This is a genomic window from Kitasatospora aureofaciens, from assembly GCF_019192735.1.
In the GTDB taxonomy this organism is placed as follows: domain Bacteria; phylum Actinomycetota; class Actinomycetes; order Streptomycetales; family Streptomycetaceae; genus Kitasatospora; species Kitasatospora aureofaciens_A.
Window position 1 is genome coordinate 183,153 of record NZ_JAHTKP010000006.1, and the last position, 14,748, is coordinate 197,900.

Consider the following 14,748-nt stretch of genomic DNA (forward strand, 5'->3'; position numbering starts at 1 on the left):
GCCAGTAGGTGGAGCGGAGCCTGCGCGAGGGCGGGGACTGGTACCGCCAGCGGCGCCGGTCCCCGCCGGTCAGGTTTTGCGCAGGTCGGGCGCCGGGGCGCCGATCAGGAGCCGGCGGACCGCATCCCACGCGGCCCGTAGGGCGGCGGCGCAGGCCCGGGTGTCGGAGCCGAGGAGGCGGAGCCAGGCGCCGCTGTCGTCCGGCAGGACGCTCACCCCGTGGAGGAGGCCAAACGCAGAAAGGGCCTCGTGCAGGGTGTCGGCGACCAGCGTCGCGGGGGCCAGCGGGGTGATGGCGTAGAGGCTGGCCATGACGTCGTGGCCGGCCAGCACCGCCGGGCCGGTGACGCCCGCGCCGCCGGGCTCCAGCCGGACGGTGTCGAGGGCGACCAACCGGCCGTCCGGGCGCCGCACTTCGAGGTCGGAGGCGAACACCTGGTAGGCGTTGCGCTCGCCCCGGGCGAGGCGGCCGGCGAGGACGGTCTCGCCGGCCAGCACGGTGGCGGTGGGGTCGACGGTGAGGACGGTGCGCTGGTAGAGGCGCGAGTCGACGAAGGGGATGACCGGCTCGGGCAGGTACTCGACGTAGGCGCGGGGGCCGGCGTCCAGGTTGACCAGCTGCGTCGCGTAGTCGAACTCCATCCGGTAGACCTTGGTGGCTGCCTGGGTAGTGAGGTGGGTCGCGGTGTCGGCCCCGCAGCGCAGGTCGGTCCTGAGCCGGTCGGCCTGGAGGACGCCGCCGCCGGTGGACATCAGGAAGGTGACCGCGAGGTCGGGGCGGGCCGGGTCGAAGTAGAGCGGGCGCATGATCTGCAGCGGCGACTTCTGGTAGTGGCCGGTGAGTTCGGTGCGCTCGCCGATCTTCTCGAAGGCCAGCTCCAGCAGGCCGACCTTGCCGGGGCGCCCGACCGCCAGGGTGTCGGGCGTCCCGGCGTACCGGCGGACCTCGTACGGGACGCGGGCCGGTTCGTAGTGCCGGGGGTCCAGCCGGGGCGGATCGAGAAGCAACGGGTCGACGGTCATGCCGGGACCTTGCGGAAGGTCTCCAGGAAGTTCGCGATCTCGTCCAGCCCGTGCCCGGTAAGGCAGTTGGTGAGCACGACCGGGCCGCCCTCGCGGACGCGGCGGGCATCGGACTCCATGATGCCGAGGTCCGCGCGCACGTACTGGGCGATGTCGATCTTGTTGATGACCAGCAGGTCGGACTCGGTGATGCCCGGGCCGCGCTTGCGGGGCATCTTCTCCCCCTCGGCGGTGTCCAGGACGAAGAGGAAGAGGTCGACCAGGACCGGGCTGAAGGTCAGGGTGAGGTTGTCGCCGCCGGACTCGAACAGCAGGGTGTCGACGTCGGGGAAGCGCTCCAGCATCTCGGCGCCGGCCGCAAGGTTCATCGTCGGGTCGTCCCGGACGGCGGTGTGCGGGCAGGCGCCGGTCTCGACGCCGACGACCCGCTCGGGGTCGAGCACGCCGGCCAGGGTGCGGCGCACGTGCTGCGCGTCCTCCTGGGTGTAGATGTCGTTGGTGATGACCGCCGGGTGGTGGCCGCGCTCGATCAGGACCGGTACGAGGGCCTCGATCAGCGCCGTCTTGCCGGACCCCACGGGCCCGCCGATACCCACGCGGAGCACGCTCTCCGTCATTGCTGTCTCCTCTGGTGCAAGTTGGTGCAGTGTCACGCGTTTCCGACGTCCGAGGGTGCGGCCGAGCGCACCCCCGGACGGTTCAGCTGGCGAACAGCCGGGCCTCGGCCCGCTCGTGGCGTCCGGACATCGCGTCCGCGACCGGCACGCAGCCGCCCAGATCCTCCAACTCCCGGACGAGAGCGGCCCGGACGGTCTCCTCGATCACCGGCGCCAGCGCCCGCAGCACCACCTGCGCCCGGCGGTGATCGGTCAGCCGCAACCGCAGGGCGGCGCCGACGAAGCTGGTGCAGAACGCGAACAGGTCGCTGGTGACGGCCTGTTCGGCCGGCACTCCGGCCGAGGCGTACGCGACCCCGGCCGCCACCGCCTGGCAGCCGGGGGCCCGCTTGTCGGCGACCAGTACGGCGTACTGCTCCAACGGCTCCCCGCCCACCGACTCCCGTGCGATGTCGAGGAGTTGGCGCCCGGTCCGGGTGGCGGCCAGGCGCAGCTCGCGGTTCAGCTTGGTGGCGTGCAGCCGCTGGTCGATCTCAGCCAGCCGCTCCCAGTCACCGTCGCGGGCGGCGCGGTGGGCCAGGGCCAGCGCGGTCGCGTCGGACGGGCCGACGGAGTGGCGCAGCAGGTCGGCGAGCAGCTCGGGCATGGTGTCCGGGGTGACCGCCTTGGCCTGGGCGTAGCCCTCCAGGCCGTGCGAGAGGGTGTAGAAGCCGCTGGGGAAGGCCGAGTCGGTCAGCTGGAGGCAGACCAGCAGAGCGTCGAGGCCTCCCCCGGCCGGCGCGGCGGACGCGGCGGTGCGGACGTCCTCGGTGGTGTCCACGGAGCTGCTCACGCGAGGTAGAACAGGTGGTTGAGCGGGAGTTGGCGGGCGGGCTCGATGGTGGCCGGGTCGCCGTCCAGGGTGACCTTGTAGGTCTCCGGGTCGACCGCGATCTTCGGCAGCGCGTCGTTGCGGACCATGTGCTGCTTGCCGACCGAGCGGCAGTGCCGCACGGGCAGGACGCGGCTGTCCAGGCCGAGTTGGGCCGGCACGCCGAGGTCGACGGCGGCCTGGGACATGAAGGAGACCCGGGTGGCCTGCTTCGCCCGCCCGTACGCGCCGTACATCGGCCGGTAGTAGACCGGCTGCGGGGTGGGCAGCGAGGCGTTCGGGTCCCCCATCAGCGCCCAGTTGATGATGCCGCCCTTGATGACCATCTTGGGCTTGGCGCCGAAGGAGTGGATCGGCCAGAGCACGATGTCGGCGAGCTTGCCGCTCTCCAGCGAGCCGATGTACTCCGAAGTGCCGGAGGCGATGGCCGGGTTGATGGTGAGCTTGGCGAGGTAGCGCAGGACGCGGAAGTTGTCGTTGCGTCCGGTGTCGCCGGCGAGCTTGCCGCGCTGGTCCTTGCAGTGGTGGGCGGTCTGGAAGGCGCGGGTGAAGGACTCCCCGATCCGACCCATCGCCTGCGAGTCCGAGGAGAAGATCGAGATGACCCCCTCGTCGTGCAGGACGGTCTCGGCGGCGATGGTCTCGGCGCGCACCCGGGAGTCGGCGAAGGACACGTCCTCGGGGATGTCGTGGCTGAGGTGGTGGCAGACCATCACCATGTCCAGCAGCTCGTCCACCGAGTTGACGGTGTAGGGCAGCGTGGGGTTGGTGGAGGACGGCAGGACGTTGGCCTCGCCGGCGATCCGCATGATGTCGGGGGCGTGGCCGCCGCCCGCGCCCTCGGTGTGGAAGGTGTGGATGGTGCGGCCGTCGATCGCCGAGAGGGTGTCCTCGAAGAAGCCGGACTCGTTGAGCGTGTCCGTGTGGATCGCCACCTGGACGTCGTACTCGTCGGCGACGCGCAGCGCGCTGTCGATCGCGGCCGGGGTGCTGCCCCAGTCCTCGTGCACCTTGAGGCCGCAGGCGCCGGCCTCGACCTGCTCGCGCAGGGCACCTGGCAGCGAGCCGTTGCCCTTGCCGAGGAGGCCGACGTTGACGGGGAGGTCCTCGACCGCCTGGTACATCCGCCCGATGTTCCACGGCCCGGGCGTACAGGTGGTGCCGTTGGTGCCGTCGGACGGGCCGGTGCCGCCGCCGATGAGGGTGGTGATGCCGTTGCTCAGCGCCTCCTGCACCTGCTGCGGGGCGATGAAGTGGATGTGGGTGTCGACGCCGCCGGCGGTCGCGATCAGGTGCTCGCCGGAGATCACGTCGGTGCCGGGACCGATCACCAGCCTGGGGTGCACGCCGCTCTGGGTGTGCGGGTTGCCGGCCTTGCCGACGGCGGTGATGAAGCCGTCCTTCACGCCGATGTCGCCCTTGACCACGCCGAGGACCGGGTCCATCACCACGACGTTGGTGATCACCAGGTCCAGCGCGCCCTGGACGGAGGTCGCGGCCGGGTCCTGGGCCATGCCGTCGCGGATGCCCTTGCCGCCGCCGTAGACGGCCTCGTCGCCGTAGTGGCCCTGATTGAAGTCCTTCTCGATCTCGACGACGAGGTTGGTGTCGGCGAGGTGGAAGCGGTCGCCGACGGTGGGCCCGAAGAGATCGGTGTACTGCTTGCGGGACAGCATGGCCATCAGCGGTTGCCTTCCTTGTGGTCGAGGTTGGTGCCCTTGAAGCCGAGCGCGATCGCCCGGTCGATCGCGCGGGAGCGGGTGTGGGGCGACTTGATGCCGCCGTCGACGAGGTTGCTGAAGCCGACCAGGCGGCCGTGGCCGCCGAACTCGGCGAGCGTGACGTCCTTGGTGTCGCCTGGCTCGAAGCGGACGGCGGTGCCCGCCGGGATGTCCAGGTGCTTGCCGAAGGCGGCGTTGCGGTCGAAGTCGAGGGCGCGGTTGGCCTCGAAGAAGTGGTAGTGCGAACCGACCTGGATCGCCCGGTCGCCCGTGTTGCTGACCGTGATGGTGACCTGGGCGCGGCCGGCGTTGATCTCCACCGGGTCGTCGCCGTACAGGTACGTGGCGCCACCAGACATGGCTGGCCCTTCCTCTCTCTGTCGGGTCTCTGTCGGTTCAGTGATGTGCGTGAAGGTGCCCGTGGGTGTGCGAGTGCGTGTGGTCCCCGCCGGGCCCGTGGCTGTGGGCGTAGCCGTGCCCGTGCTCGGCGTCGAGGCCGGCCCGGATGCCGTCCTCCCCGTGGCCGAGCAGGTGCAGGGCCGCCGCGGTGCGGGCCGCGACCACCCCGGCGATCGCGGACGGGCGCAGCAGCGGCCCACCGTCGCGCACGCCAGGCACGTCGGTGCGCAGGGCCGGTCCGAACGACGCCGGGACGGCCGTCACCTCACGGGCGCCGAGCAGCCGGCAGCGTTCGGCGCCCTCGGCGAGGTCGGGGTCGCCGCCCGCGAGGGCCACCTCCACCCAGCGGTGGCGCCCGTACTGGCGGACCAGGCGGGCGATCCGGAACAGGTCCGCGTCCTCGAACGGTCCGGCCGCCGGGGCGGTAACCAGCACGGCGCCGTCGGGGTGGGTGGCGGCGGAGGACGCCGCCCGCAGCCAGCCGACGAGGTGCTCCGTGGCGCCGAACGGCGCGGTCAGGGCGAGCCGGTCCCGGCCGTCCCCGGCGGCCAGCCAGCGCAGCGCCCGGGCAGCGTCGGCCACCAGCTTCGGGTCGCGGCCGAGCGTCATCGGCACCACGCACACCGGTCCGTCGGTGGCGGCAAGCGCCGAGCGGACGGCCTCGCCGAGCGGACGGCCGGCGGCGGCCGCGGCGTGGACGGCGGGCTCGCGCTCCACCAGACCGGCCAGGTCCCGGCCGCCGTCGCTCTCGTGCCCGCCGGCCAGCACCACGGTGGCGGCCGGTACCCGGGGGCCGACCGATCCCCGGGGGCCGGCCGGCACGGCCTGGCGTTCCGTCATGGCTCAGGCACCCACCGGGTCGTGGCAGGAGACGAGCTTCGTCCCGTCGAGGAACGCGGCCTCGACCTGGAGCAGCGGCAGCATCTCGCGGACGCCGGGCATGACGTCGTCGCCGCTGACGACCTTCTTGCCGATCTCCATGCACTCGGCGACGGTGCGTCCGTCCCGGGCGCCCTCCATGATGGCCTCGCTGATCAGCGCGCAGGCCTCGCTGTAATTCAGTTTCACGCCGCGGTCGCGGCGCTTGCGGGCCAGATCGGCCACGACGTAGATGTACAGCTTGTCCATCTCACGCGGGGCGAGATTCACGGGAATCACTCTTCCTTTCCGAAGGAATGCGTCGAACGCGTCGAACGCGCTGGACGGACACACTGGGAATCCGACGCCTCGTCAAATGCGGCGCAGCCGGGGAATGGCCGGCACCGCCACCAGGAACAGCATGGTCGTCAGGACGAACGGCCAGGTGAAGGCGTGGCCGCCGAACGGCACGGCGACGGCGGCGAGCGCCGGGGTCAGCACGGTGGCGCCGGCCGCGCCGAGCACGGCGTAGGCCGCGCTCCAGCCGCCGGGGGCGACGAACACCCCGCACAACGCCATCGCGACCAGCACGCCGCTGTAGCCGAGCAGCCCCTGGCCGACGGCCTCGGCGGGCGCGCCGAGCGCCCAGGCCGTGGCCAGCCCGGTGGCGCTGCCCGCGCCGGCCAGTAGGCCCGCGAGGCGGCTGGCCACGAAGATGCCGGCCAGGAACAGCAGGCCGGCGTACCACTGGGGCAGGAAGAAGATCTGGCCGACGTTGGCGAAGAACCCGTGCCACAGCTGCTCCCAGGTCAGCCCGGTCGGACCGGTGGCCGGCCCGGGCAGGGCGGCCGGGGTGCCGGCGTCGCGCCAGAGCCGCCGGAAGCCGGGTGCGGCGACGGTCGTGGCGGTGGCGACCAGGCAGAACGGCGCGGTCAGCGGCGGGAGTTTCCAGGTGTCGAGCACCGCGCCGAGGCCCGCGGCGACCACCACGGAGACGGCGGCGCCGAGGACCGCCACCGTGGCGGGGTGACCGGACCTGAGGAAGACGACGCAACTCAGCGCCACCAGACACCCGTTGTACCCGTGCAGCCCGGCGGCGACGGCGTCGCGCGCCAGCCGCAGTCCGTACGCGACACCGGTGCCGACGGCGCTGCCGAGCAGACCGTAGACGCCGTACTGCCGGCCGCCCGCGAACAATGCGGCCACGAAGAACATCCCGCACACGGCGGACGGCATGAAATCTACCTGTGCCACACCACGCAGCACTTCCATGGCTAACCTGACGGATATCGGGCGGGGGCCCTCGGAGGTCCCTTGTCCATCCTTTTGCTGACCCATACTGCGCACCAATTCCCGCTACGGCTGTTCACGGCATGGCGAATACTCCGCGAGGCTGCCCGACCTGTTGACGGGCACCCTCGCGATTCCTTCGGAACCGTACTCCTGCGGATTGCCGACATGCTCGCATACTTCACGTTACGTGCGAATGACAAAGGGTGATCACCACGCCCCTGAGCTGCAACAATCTGTTGATTCTGCAGGTCAGCGACGGCCCTGAAGAAGGCCATTCTTTAAGAAGTTTTACTGGCGACCGTTGAAGGTCGGACGATGGCCATGTCAATCAATTCGACGCGAAGCTGGCCGGTCGGGGCAATTCGGACACCCGGCGCGGCCGAGCGGGACGGTGATGTGAACAGAAGGTGTACGTTCCGTGATCTCCTGCTCCTGTGATGAGGGGTAAGCGCTTTCGCACCCTCCCGGGCTCTAGGAGGGTGAGGAGGTGCTCATGGGAGAACCGAAGACCGACCGGGACGACGAGTTCCAGGCCTTCATCGTCGGGGCCTGGCCACGGCTGATGCGGACGGCGTACCTGCTGGCAGGCGAGCAGTACGCGGCGGAGGACCTGGTGCAGTCCGCGGCGGAGAAGGCCTGCGCGACCTGGGGCAAGGTGCGGCGCGCCGGCGATCCGTACGCGTACGTGCGGCGGATCCTGGTGAACCAGCACGCCCGCCGTTGGCGCCGCCGCCCGCCGGAGCTGCTGGTGGACGCCGTACCGGACGCGGCCGGCGTGGAGGACGGCTTCGCGCGGTCCGACCAACGCGGGGCGCTGATGGCCGCGTTGGCCACCCTGCCCGCGCGCCAGCGTCAGGCCGTGGTGCTGCGGCACTGGGAGGACCTGAGCGACAGCCAGGCCTCTGCGGCGATGGGCTGCTCGGTGGGAGCCGTGCGCAGCCACGCGGCGAAGGGGATAGCGCGGCTGCGGGAGGTCGCGGCGCTGAAGGAACTCAAGGACATGACCCACATCGGAGGTGCGGTATGAGCGCGGGCGGCAACCACGGCGGGACGGTCGGCATGGGCGGCGCCGCGGACGACGGCGCGGACGTGTGGATCGGGCTGGAACTGGCGGAGGCGGCGGCCGGGGCGAAGGTCGGTCCGGTGCCGGTGCCGGAGATCATGGCGGGCGGCCGCCGGCTGCGGCGCCGCCATCGGACGATGGTCGGCGCGCTCGCGCTGGCCTCGGCGGTGGTGCTGGCGGGCGGGGCGATGACCGGTCTGCGCTCGGCCCCCGGGGAGGGCAACTCGGCACAGGTGGTCGCCCCCGCCGCCGCGCCCAGCACGACCGCCACGGCCACGCCGTCGGCGCCGACCGCGAAGGACCCGCTCACCCCGACCCGGGTAGTGCTCGCGCAGGGCACCGTCGGCGGCAAGGAGTGGAAGGTGTGGGCCGCGCTGTGGCCGCTGGCGCCGAAGGAGCAGGCGTTCCGGCAGGCGCAGGCCGTCGTCCAGGAGCGGCGCGCCGTCGACCCCGAGGTTCCCGAGCCGACGGAGGCGTTCGTCCGGCAGTACTGGCAGCCCCACGACGACATCGTGAACGTCTACTTCACGGTGGACGGCGTCCGCCTCGGCCACGACTCCGAGTTCACCACCCGGGCACCGTCCGAGGCCGCGCCCGCCGGTGGCGAGTCCTTCAGCGGTGTCACACTCGGCGCCCGCGGCAAGGGCGACACCGTGGCCCCGCTGGACGTGGCGGTGATGACCATCGCGCCCGAGGTCGGCAAGATCGTGGTGACGTGGACGGACGGCACGACGACCGAGCCCGAGCCGGTCGCCGTGGCGGACTCCCCGATCCGCTGGATCGCGGTGCCCCGGGCGGAGGGCAAGTCGGCGCAGTCGTGGCAGTTCTATGACCGCAACGGCGCGAAGCTCCCGGGGGATGGACCCGACTTCCTGAGGTGACGGCGGCCGGTTGACCGGTTGACCGGTTCACGCTCCGGGGTAAGTGAGCGGGCATGAATGCGATTTTGGTGGAAGAGAACTTCGCGCATATAGACGGCAGCGACATGAACGTCATCCTCGACGTGCTCGACCAGCTCAACTTCGACGCCGAGCCCACCGCGCCCCGTGGCAACGGCGGGCGGCGGAACTGGGAGCTGACGATGCATTGGCAGTCGGCGGGGCCGATTCCGGAGAGCGCCGAGGCGGCACTGCGCGACGCGGTCGCCAAGATCAGAGATCACTTCGTCACTGCGGGGAAGCAGCCGCCATCGAGGGTCGCCGTGTGCAATCGGGATGGTCTGGTGCTCCGGACCTACCAGTAGCGATGTGTCAGGGAGTGGGGAGTCGGCCGGGCCGACTTCCCACTCCTCTTGTTTCAGCGGGCTGTTGGGGTTGCGGTGGGGTGCGGGTGGTGGTGGCGATCGGGATGGTGGCGGGTGGTGAGGGGGTAGGCCCAGGCGAGGAGCGCGAGGAGGAGGGTGAAGGGGAGGAGGGTGCAGAGCGTGGCGCTGCCGGGGCTATGGCGGGGCTCAGGAGGCATCGGCAAGGTCGAGTTCGGCCCAGATCGTCTTGCCGTTGGGGTGGCGCGGGATCGTGCCCCAACGGTCGGCGAGAGCGTTGACGAGGGTGAGGCCACGCCCGGACTGCGAGTTGGGGTTGAGGCGGGCGGGGAGGACGGGGAGGCGGTCGCCCTTGCAGTCCGAGATCTCGATACGGAGGGTGGTGCCCCGGCGCGCGGTGGTGGTGAGGGAGAGGTGCAACTCGAAGCCGCGCCCCGGAACGCGGCCGTGCGAGATCGCGTTGGCGGCGAGCTCCGCGATGATCAGGAGCGCGGAGTAGTACGGCTCGGTGTGGGTGAAGTTCAGTTCCCAGGCGGTGAGTTGACGTCTGGCGATGCGCCGGCAGATCGCGGCGCCCTTGGGAGTGGCCGCAAGGACGGTGGTGTGGCGGCGAGGGTTGTCGAGGGGGATTTCGGTCGTCATGTGAAAAAGCGTGACGCCCCGGACGTACGCTGACCACGGATCTGGCGAGTACGGAGAGTGCTTGTCCAGGTGCACACAGCTTTTGTTCGTGTGGCCAGAACACAGGGCGGGTGGTCGCGATGGGTGCAGCGCGTAACAGCGAATCGGGCGACGAGGTTCGTACGGAACTGCCGGAGGACTTGGGGGAGGTCTCGGACTTCTTCCGCGCGATCGGCAAGCAGATCAAGCTCCTGCGGGAGCGCGCCGGGCTGACGCAGAAGGAGTTCGGCGAGCGCATCGGCTACGGCGAGGGCTTGATCGGCGCGGTGGAGCGCGGAAAGCGCACCCCGCAGCCGGAGTTGCTGGTGGCGGCGGACAAGCTCCTCGACGCGGGTGGCCTGTTGGCCATCACGAAGGACGATGTGATGCGGGCGCGGGCCAAGGCGCGGGTGCGGCACCCGGCGTGGTTCCGGGGCTACGCAGCCCTGGAGGTCGACTCGATCGAGATGCACGACTTCGCCACGCTCGACATCCCTGGGCTGCTCCAGACCGAGGAGCACGCACGAGCGGTCTACGCGATGAGGCAGCCCCCCTTGTCGGAGGAGGTGATCGAGGTGCGGGTCGCGGCGCGGATGGCACGCCAGGAGGTGCTGACTCGATGGCCTCGGGGGATGTTCAGCTGGGTGATCGACGAGAGCGTGCTGCGAAGGCCCCTGGGTGGGTGGGACGTGCACGCGGCCCAGCTTCGCCGGCTCCTGGAGGTCGGACGCACCCGTGGCATGGTCATCCAGGTACTGCCATTGGACAGAACTGAACACGCCGGAATGGGCGGACCGTTCATTCTGATCACGCCCAAGGGACGGCCTCAGCACGCCTACATCGAGGTGCAGACGAGCAGTAGGCTGATCAATGACCCGGATGAAGTCCGGGTCATGAACGCGCGGTACGGCACCCTCAGGGCGCAGGCCCACGGCCCCGAGGAGTCCCTGGCCTTGATCGAGAAGATCCTGGGAGAACGATGAGCACCGAGCTGGCATGGTTCAAGAGCAGCTACAGCGGCAACGAGGGCGGCGCCTGCGTCGAGGTCGCCGAGGCGCCCGGAGTGATCCACGTGCGTGACTCCAAGGACAAGAGCGGCCCCCAGCTGGCCTTCGAGCCGACCGCGTGGCAGGCGTTCGTGGAGTTCGCCGCCACTGCCGAGGGCTGATTCAGCCTCCTCTCAACGGCCCACCGCCACCGAGCGGCGGGCCGTTGGCGTACCGTCGAACTGGCCGTTCTATCCCACGACTTGGGGGAGCAGCGAGGACGACAAGCGCTTGGGGCGAGTGCTTTGTGCGTCCACGAGGTGGTTCGGTCGAACCACCTCGTGGACGGGTGCGTTTGCCTTGCCCTTCGTCAGTTCGGCCGGTCGTTGCCTCGGTACAGCTGGGAGCCGGCGACGACGACCTGCCGGTCGGGGTCGGGGTGTGCGTCGAGCTCGTCGGCGCTTCTGTAGCCGAGGACCACGCTGGTGCGGGTCGTCGCGCTGGTGTTGGGGCCTACGGTGTGGAAGACCGTGCCGTCGAAGAGCAGGATGCCGCCGGCGGGGACGGGTACGGGGACGGCCTGGTCGATGAGGTCGGCGAGTTCGGGGTGCTCGTCCATCCAGGTGCCGCCTCCGTCGGGCTGCGGGACGCCGACGTAGGGGGCTCGGTGGGAGCCGGGGACGATCCAGGTGCAGCCGGTCTCGATGGCCGCGTCCTCGAAGTACAGGACGGCGGTGAGCAGGCCGCGGGTGGGCTGGAGGATGTCGCGGTGCAGCCGCGGTTCCTGCGCGCCGGGGGCGTTGACGGAGCCCTGGTTGTGCCGGTTGAGGACGTAGACGACATTGGGGCCGAGAAGGGCGGTGAGTGCTCCGGTGAGGGCGGGGTGGGCGACGAGCCGGTGCAGCACGGCCCGGTCGTGCTGGTAGAGCCGGTACACCTTCGCCTGCCTGGCGGGCAGCCGGGCGGCGCGCGCCCGGACCACCCCAGCGACGTCGTCGAGAAGGTCTCGAGGGAGGCCAGGGTCGGGCAGGCGCAGGTAGCCGAGGTCGCGGAAATGGCGGGCCTGCTGCTCGGTCAGCATGGACTGTTTGGTGAGCACGGTGCTGATCTCCTTTCAGGCGGTGCGGCCGAAGGCGGCGAGGCGCTCGGGGGTGCCGAGGTCGGGAGCGGCGGTGCGGATGTTGTAGGCGCCCACGCGGTGGCCGTGGCTGATCGCCCAGGGCATGAACTGCCGGTACAGGTCGGCCTCGGCGGGGCGGGCGAGGCGTTGGGCGTACTCCTCGAAGAGGGTCTGGAACGCGGTGGGGGTGAGGACGACGGCGCCGGTGCTGGTGGCCTGCCGCAAGCTCTGCCGGCTCCCGGCGGGCAGGGTGGCGTCCACGCCTTCCAGGGCGTGGACGATGTAGTGGTCGTCGGGGTCGAGGAACAGCCTGCCCGCGTTCTGCGCGGCCTGGCCGGGTGCGGTGGTGACGGTCCAGGTCACCGCCGCCGCGAGGGAGCAGTGTGCGGCAACGGCGGAGGGCAGTCGGCTGAACGGGAAGAGGGTGTCGGCGGGCAGGATGACGGCTGCCGGGGTGTCGGGCAGGTCGCGCAGGGCCGCGTACGCGGCGCCGGCGGTGCCGAGCGGGTGGTCCTCGCGGTGGATGGTCAGCTCCACCTGCCGCGCCGAGCGGGTGAGGGCGTAGGTCTCGACGGCCTCGGCACCGGCCTGGGGGCAGGTGCTGGTGAGCACGGCAATACGGCGGAACCCGGCGGCGGCGAGAGCGTCGAGGACGTGGCCGAGCATCGGGACGCGGCCGGCGGGGGTGTCGATCGGCACCAGCACCTTCGGCGTGCGGTGCAGCTCGGGGTCGTCCGTGGCGCGCAGGCGGCTGCCCTTGCCGCCGGCCAGGACCAGGGCGACAGCGCGGGCGGGCAGGGAGACGAGGCTGCTGGTGTACCAGGCGGCGGGGCGGGTGGTGTCGGTGGTGCTCCGTTCGGTCACGGGGGGTCCTCCCGGGTGGGCGGGTGAGCTGGGGTACCGGGGCCGGCCCGCTCTCCGTCTCCCGAGGGATTACAGGAGCCGGAGGTAGTCCAGGGCGAGGTAGGCCGCGGCGGTGTCGGTCATCTCGCCCGCGCAGAGCACGCAGGTGCGGAACTCCTGCAGGCCGAGGGTGACGACGTCGATGAACTCGGTTCGTTCGGGGGTCGGTTCGGCGACCTTGGTGCAGTTGGTGGCGACGAAGGCGAACCGGCGGGTGTCGGAGTAGGCGTCGTGCCAGTACGGCCCGACCAGTTGGGCCTCGCCCTGGTAGCCGGTCTCCTCCAGCAGCTCCCGGGCGACTGCATCGGCCGCTTGCTCCCCGGGTTCAATGAAGCCGCCGGGGAGTTCGAACAGCACGCGGCCCGGGCCGGGCCGGTACTGGCGGGCGAGGATGACGCGCTGGTCGGTGGTGAGGGCGAGCACCGCGCCTGCCGGGCGCTCGCTCTTCAAGTAGAACTCCTCCTTCCTGCCGTCGGGCAGTTCGAAGTCGACGCGGTCGACGGACCGGCCGAACTTGCGGAAGACGGTGGTGCGTTCGATCTCGCGCCACGACGCGGTGGTGGTGTCGGTCGTCATGGCCAGGACTGTACGGCCCCCGCCCGGCGCAGGTTGCCCATTGCGCCGCCGGTTCCTGATGGCGGGTGGGGCATGTCCAGGAGACCACCTGATCGGGTGATGGCGGCAGGGCAGATCGGTGGGCAGTTCGTGCCGTGGCCGATACGCTGAATCCTCTCCCTGAACCAAGAGTTAGGGGTGGGGTGTCATAGTGAACGCGCTGTTCAGGCGCGCGCGGCTCTCGGCGGAACTGACGCAGCGCCAGGTCGCCGAGCGGGTGCGCACGCTGGTCGAGGCGGCGACCGGACGGGAATCGTCGTTTGACGCCGGCTACGTCTCACGCATAGAACGGGGCCTCATCACCTGGCCCCACGAGCACTACCGGCAAGCCCTTTGTGCAGTCCTGGAAGCGGGAACGGCGGCCGAGCTGGGCCTGGTCGCCAAGCAGGTTCACCACCACGATCGCCACGATGAGGTGAGTTCGTCGAACCGCCGAGACGTTCTCGCGGCCGCGCTGGCTGCCATACTGCCGCCCGCCCGGCCACTCTCCCGCCTGCGCACGGGCGATGTCACCGCGATCACTGAGCGCACGAGCGCGCTGGAGCACTGGGACCGGCAGTCCGGTGGGCGGGCCGTGCGCGACTTCGCACTGCGCGAGCTGCACGCCGCGGTCGATCTCAGCGAGGCGTCGACCACGCCCGCCGTCCACACCGCGCTGCTCGGCGCGATCGCCCGCCTGGCAAACCTGGCCGCCTGGTCCTCCTTCGACGCCGGCCTGTTCACCGAGGCCCGCCCGCTGTTCCAACTCGGCTTGGCCGCCGGCCGCGAACACGGCGACAGCGGCTTGCTGTGCCACCTGGCCACGAATGCCGCCCGCCAGGAGATCCACCTGCGCCGTCCTGATCAGGCTCTGCTGCTGGCCGGGCAGGTGGACAGGCGCCTGCCTGTGGCGGCGCGGGCGATGCTCGCCGCCGTCCGCGCCCAGGCCCACGCCCTCATGGGAGACGAGCGTCAGGTGGCCCGGCACCTGACGGCCGCCGAGCACACCTACGAGCGCGTCACCGACCCTGCTTCCGGGCCGGCCTGGACGCGGACCATCACGGCGGCCAAGGTCGGCAGCGACACGGGCTTCGCCCTCTACCTGTTGTCCGCCGCCACCGGCCGCCACCACCCCCAGCTCGTCGCCGACCTCCGGCGGGCCGCCGACCCTGGCACCACGCAGGCCCGGGTGCGGGCGATGGCCACCGCCCGCCTCGCCACCGTGCTCTACCGGCAGGGCGACCGCACCGAAGGCGACCATCACGCCGCCCAGGCCACGGCGCTCGCGGCCACCGTCGGCTCCGCCCGTCTCGCCTCCGCCCTCACCGACATGCGCCACGCCGCCGTACGGTGACCGCCCCAGGAACCCGGGGCGCCGG

At 71.4% G+C, this 14,748-nt stretch carries 18 protein-coding genes; 6 read left to right on the forward strand and 12 right to left on the reverse strand.

Features of this window, described 5'->3' with window-relative positions; translation table 11 throughout:
• Positions 1-69: 69 nt before the first annotated feature.
• From KV557_RS09310 to KV557_RS09345, 8 genes are all read right to left on the reverse strand, one after another.
• On the reverse strand, positions 70-1,023 hold the full coding sequence (locus tag KV557_RS09310) for an urease accessory protein UreD (RefSeq protein ID WP_218199299.1): 954 nt from the start codon (positions 1,021-1,023) through the stop codon (positions 70-72).
• Positions 1,020-1,640 carry an urease accessory protein UreG gene (gene ureG, locus KV557_RS09315; protein WP_218199300.1) on the reverse strand — a complete coding sequence of 207 codons (621 nt, stop codon included), beginning with the start codon at positions 1,638-1,640 and terminating at the stop codon, positions 1,020-1,022. Before ureG ends, KV557_RS09310 begins: the two co-directional genes overlap by 4 nt.
• Before the next feature lie 82 nt (positions 1,641-1,722).
• Positions 1,723-2,472 carry an urease accessory protein UreF gene (locus tag KV557_RS09320; RefSeq protein ID WP_374106607.1) on the reverse strand — a complete coding sequence of 250 codons (750 nt, stop codon included), beginning with the start codon at positions 2,470-2,472 and terminating at the stop codon, positions 1,723-1,725.
• Positions 2,469-4,193 carry an urease subunit alpha gene (ureC, locus tag KV557_RS09325; RefSeq protein WP_218199301.1) on the reverse strand — a complete coding sequence of 575 codons (1,725 nt, stop codon included), beginning with the start codon at positions 4,191-4,193 and terminating at the stop codon, positions 2,469-2,471. The genes KV557_RS09320 and ureC overlap by 4 nt, the downstream gene beginning before the upstream one ends.
• Positions 4,193-4,591, reverse strand: a complete 399-nt coding sequence (locus tag KV557_RS09330) for an urease subunit beta (RefSeq protein ID WP_218199302.1) — start codon at positions 4,589-4,591, stop codon at positions 4,193-4,195. The genes ureC and KV557_RS09330 overlap by 1 nt, the downstream gene beginning before the upstream one ends.
• A 37-nt stretch (positions 4,592-4,628) precedes the next feature.
• The gene (locus KV557_RS09335) at positions 4,629-5,471 is read right to left on the reverse strand and encodes a sirohydrochlorin chelatase (protein ID WP_256177147.1); all 843 of its coding nucleotides are present in this window, start codon (positions 5,469-5,471) and stop codon (positions 4,629-4,631) included.
• Positions 5,472-5,474: 3 nt separating this feature from the next.
• Complete coding sequence (locus KV557_RS09340) at positions 5,475-5,780, reverse strand: urease subunit gamma (protein ID WP_218199303.1); 306 nt, start codon at positions 5,778-5,780, stop codon at positions 5,475-5,477.
• A gap of 81 nt (positions 5,781-5,861) precedes the next feature.
• A complete protein-coding gene (locus KV557_RS09345) occupies positions 5,862-6,827 on the reverse strand; it encodes an urea transporter (RefSeq protein WP_218199304.1) in 966 nt (321 codons plus the stop codon).
• 448 nt (positions 6,828-7,275) lie between these two features.
• Between KV557_RS09345 and KV557_RS09350 the strand changes: the two genes are divergently transcribed.
• Genes KV557_RS09350 through KV557_RS09360 form a run of 3 tightly spaced genes read left to right on the forward strand, consistent with a single transcriptional unit; the run spans position 7,276 to position 9,088 of the window.
• A complete protein-coding gene (locus KV557_RS09350) occupies positions 7,276-7,809 on the forward strand; it encodes a SigE family RNA polymerase sigma factor (RefSeq protein WP_218199305.1) in 534 nt (177 codons plus the stop codon).
• A complete protein-coding gene (locus tag KV557_RS09355) occupies positions 7,806-8,726 on the forward strand; it encodes a hypothetical protein (RefSeq protein WP_218199306.1) in 921 nt (306 codons plus the stop codon). Before KV557_RS09350 ends, KV557_RS09355 begins: the two co-directional genes overlap by 4 nt.
• A gap of 53 nt (positions 8,727-8,779) precedes the next feature.
• Complete coding sequence (locus KV557_RS09360) at positions 8,780-9,088, forward strand: hypothetical protein (RefSeq protein WP_218199307.1); 309 nt, start codon at positions 8,780-8,782, stop codon at positions 9,086-9,088.
• Between the two features lie 207 nt (positions 9,089-9,295).
• Here the strand turns inward: KV557_RS09360 and KV557_RS09365 are convergent, their stop codons facing one another.
• A complete protein-coding gene (locus KV557_RS09365) occupies positions 9,296-9,748 on the reverse strand; it encodes an ATP-binding protein (protein WP_218199308.1) in 453 nt (150 codons plus the stop codon).
• A gap of 119 nt (positions 9,749-9,867) precedes the next feature.
• Here KV557_RS09365 and KV557_RS09370 point away from each other — a divergent pair, with 119 nt between their 5' ends.
• Entirely contained in the window at positions 9,868-10,749 is an 882-nt protein-coding gene (locus tag KV557_RS09370; RefSeq protein ID WP_218199309.1) for a helix-turn-helix domain-containing protein, read from the forward strand.
• Positions 10,746-10,934: a DUF397 domain-containing protein gene (locus tag KV557_RS09375; RefSeq protein ID WP_218199310.1), complete on the forward strand. Its 189-nt coding sequence runs from the start codon at positions 10,746-10,748 to the stop codon at positions 10,932-10,934. Before KV557_RS09370 ends, KV557_RS09375 begins: the two co-directional genes overlap by 4 nt.
• Positions 10,935-11,122: 188 nt before the next feature.
• Here the strand turns inward: KV557_RS09375 and KV557_RS09380 are convergent, their stop codons facing one another.
• From KV557_RS09380 to KV557_RS09390, 3 genes are all read right to left on the reverse strand, one after another.
• The gene (locus tag KV557_RS09380; protein ID WP_308129820.1) at positions 11,123-11,851 is read right to left on the reverse strand and encodes a phytanoyl-CoA dioxygenase family protein; all 729 of its coding nucleotides are present in this window, start codon (positions 11,849-11,851) and stop codon (positions 11,123-11,125) included.
• 15 nt (positions 11,852-11,866) lie between these two features.
• Complete coding sequence (locus KV557_RS09385) at positions 11,867-12,736, reverse strand: nucleotidyltransferase family protein (RefSeq protein ID WP_218199311.1); 870 nt, start codon at positions 12,734-12,736, stop codon at positions 11,867-11,869.
• 69 nt (positions 12,737-12,805) lie between these two features.
• Positions 12,806-13,351: an NUDIX hydrolase gene (locus KV557_RS09390; RefSeq protein ID WP_218199312.1), complete on the reverse strand. Its 546-nt coding sequence runs from the start codon at positions 13,349-13,351 to the stop codon at positions 12,806-12,808.
• A gap of 190 nt (positions 13,352-13,541) precedes the next feature.
• Between KV557_RS09390 and KV557_RS09395 the strand changes: the two genes are divergently transcribed.
• On the forward strand, positions 13,542-14,723 hold the full coding sequence (locus KV557_RS09395; protein WP_218199313.1) for a hypothetical protein: 1,182 nt from the start codon (positions 13,542-13,544) through the stop codon (positions 14,721-14,723).
• Positions 14,724-14,748: the final 25 nt, after the last annotated feature.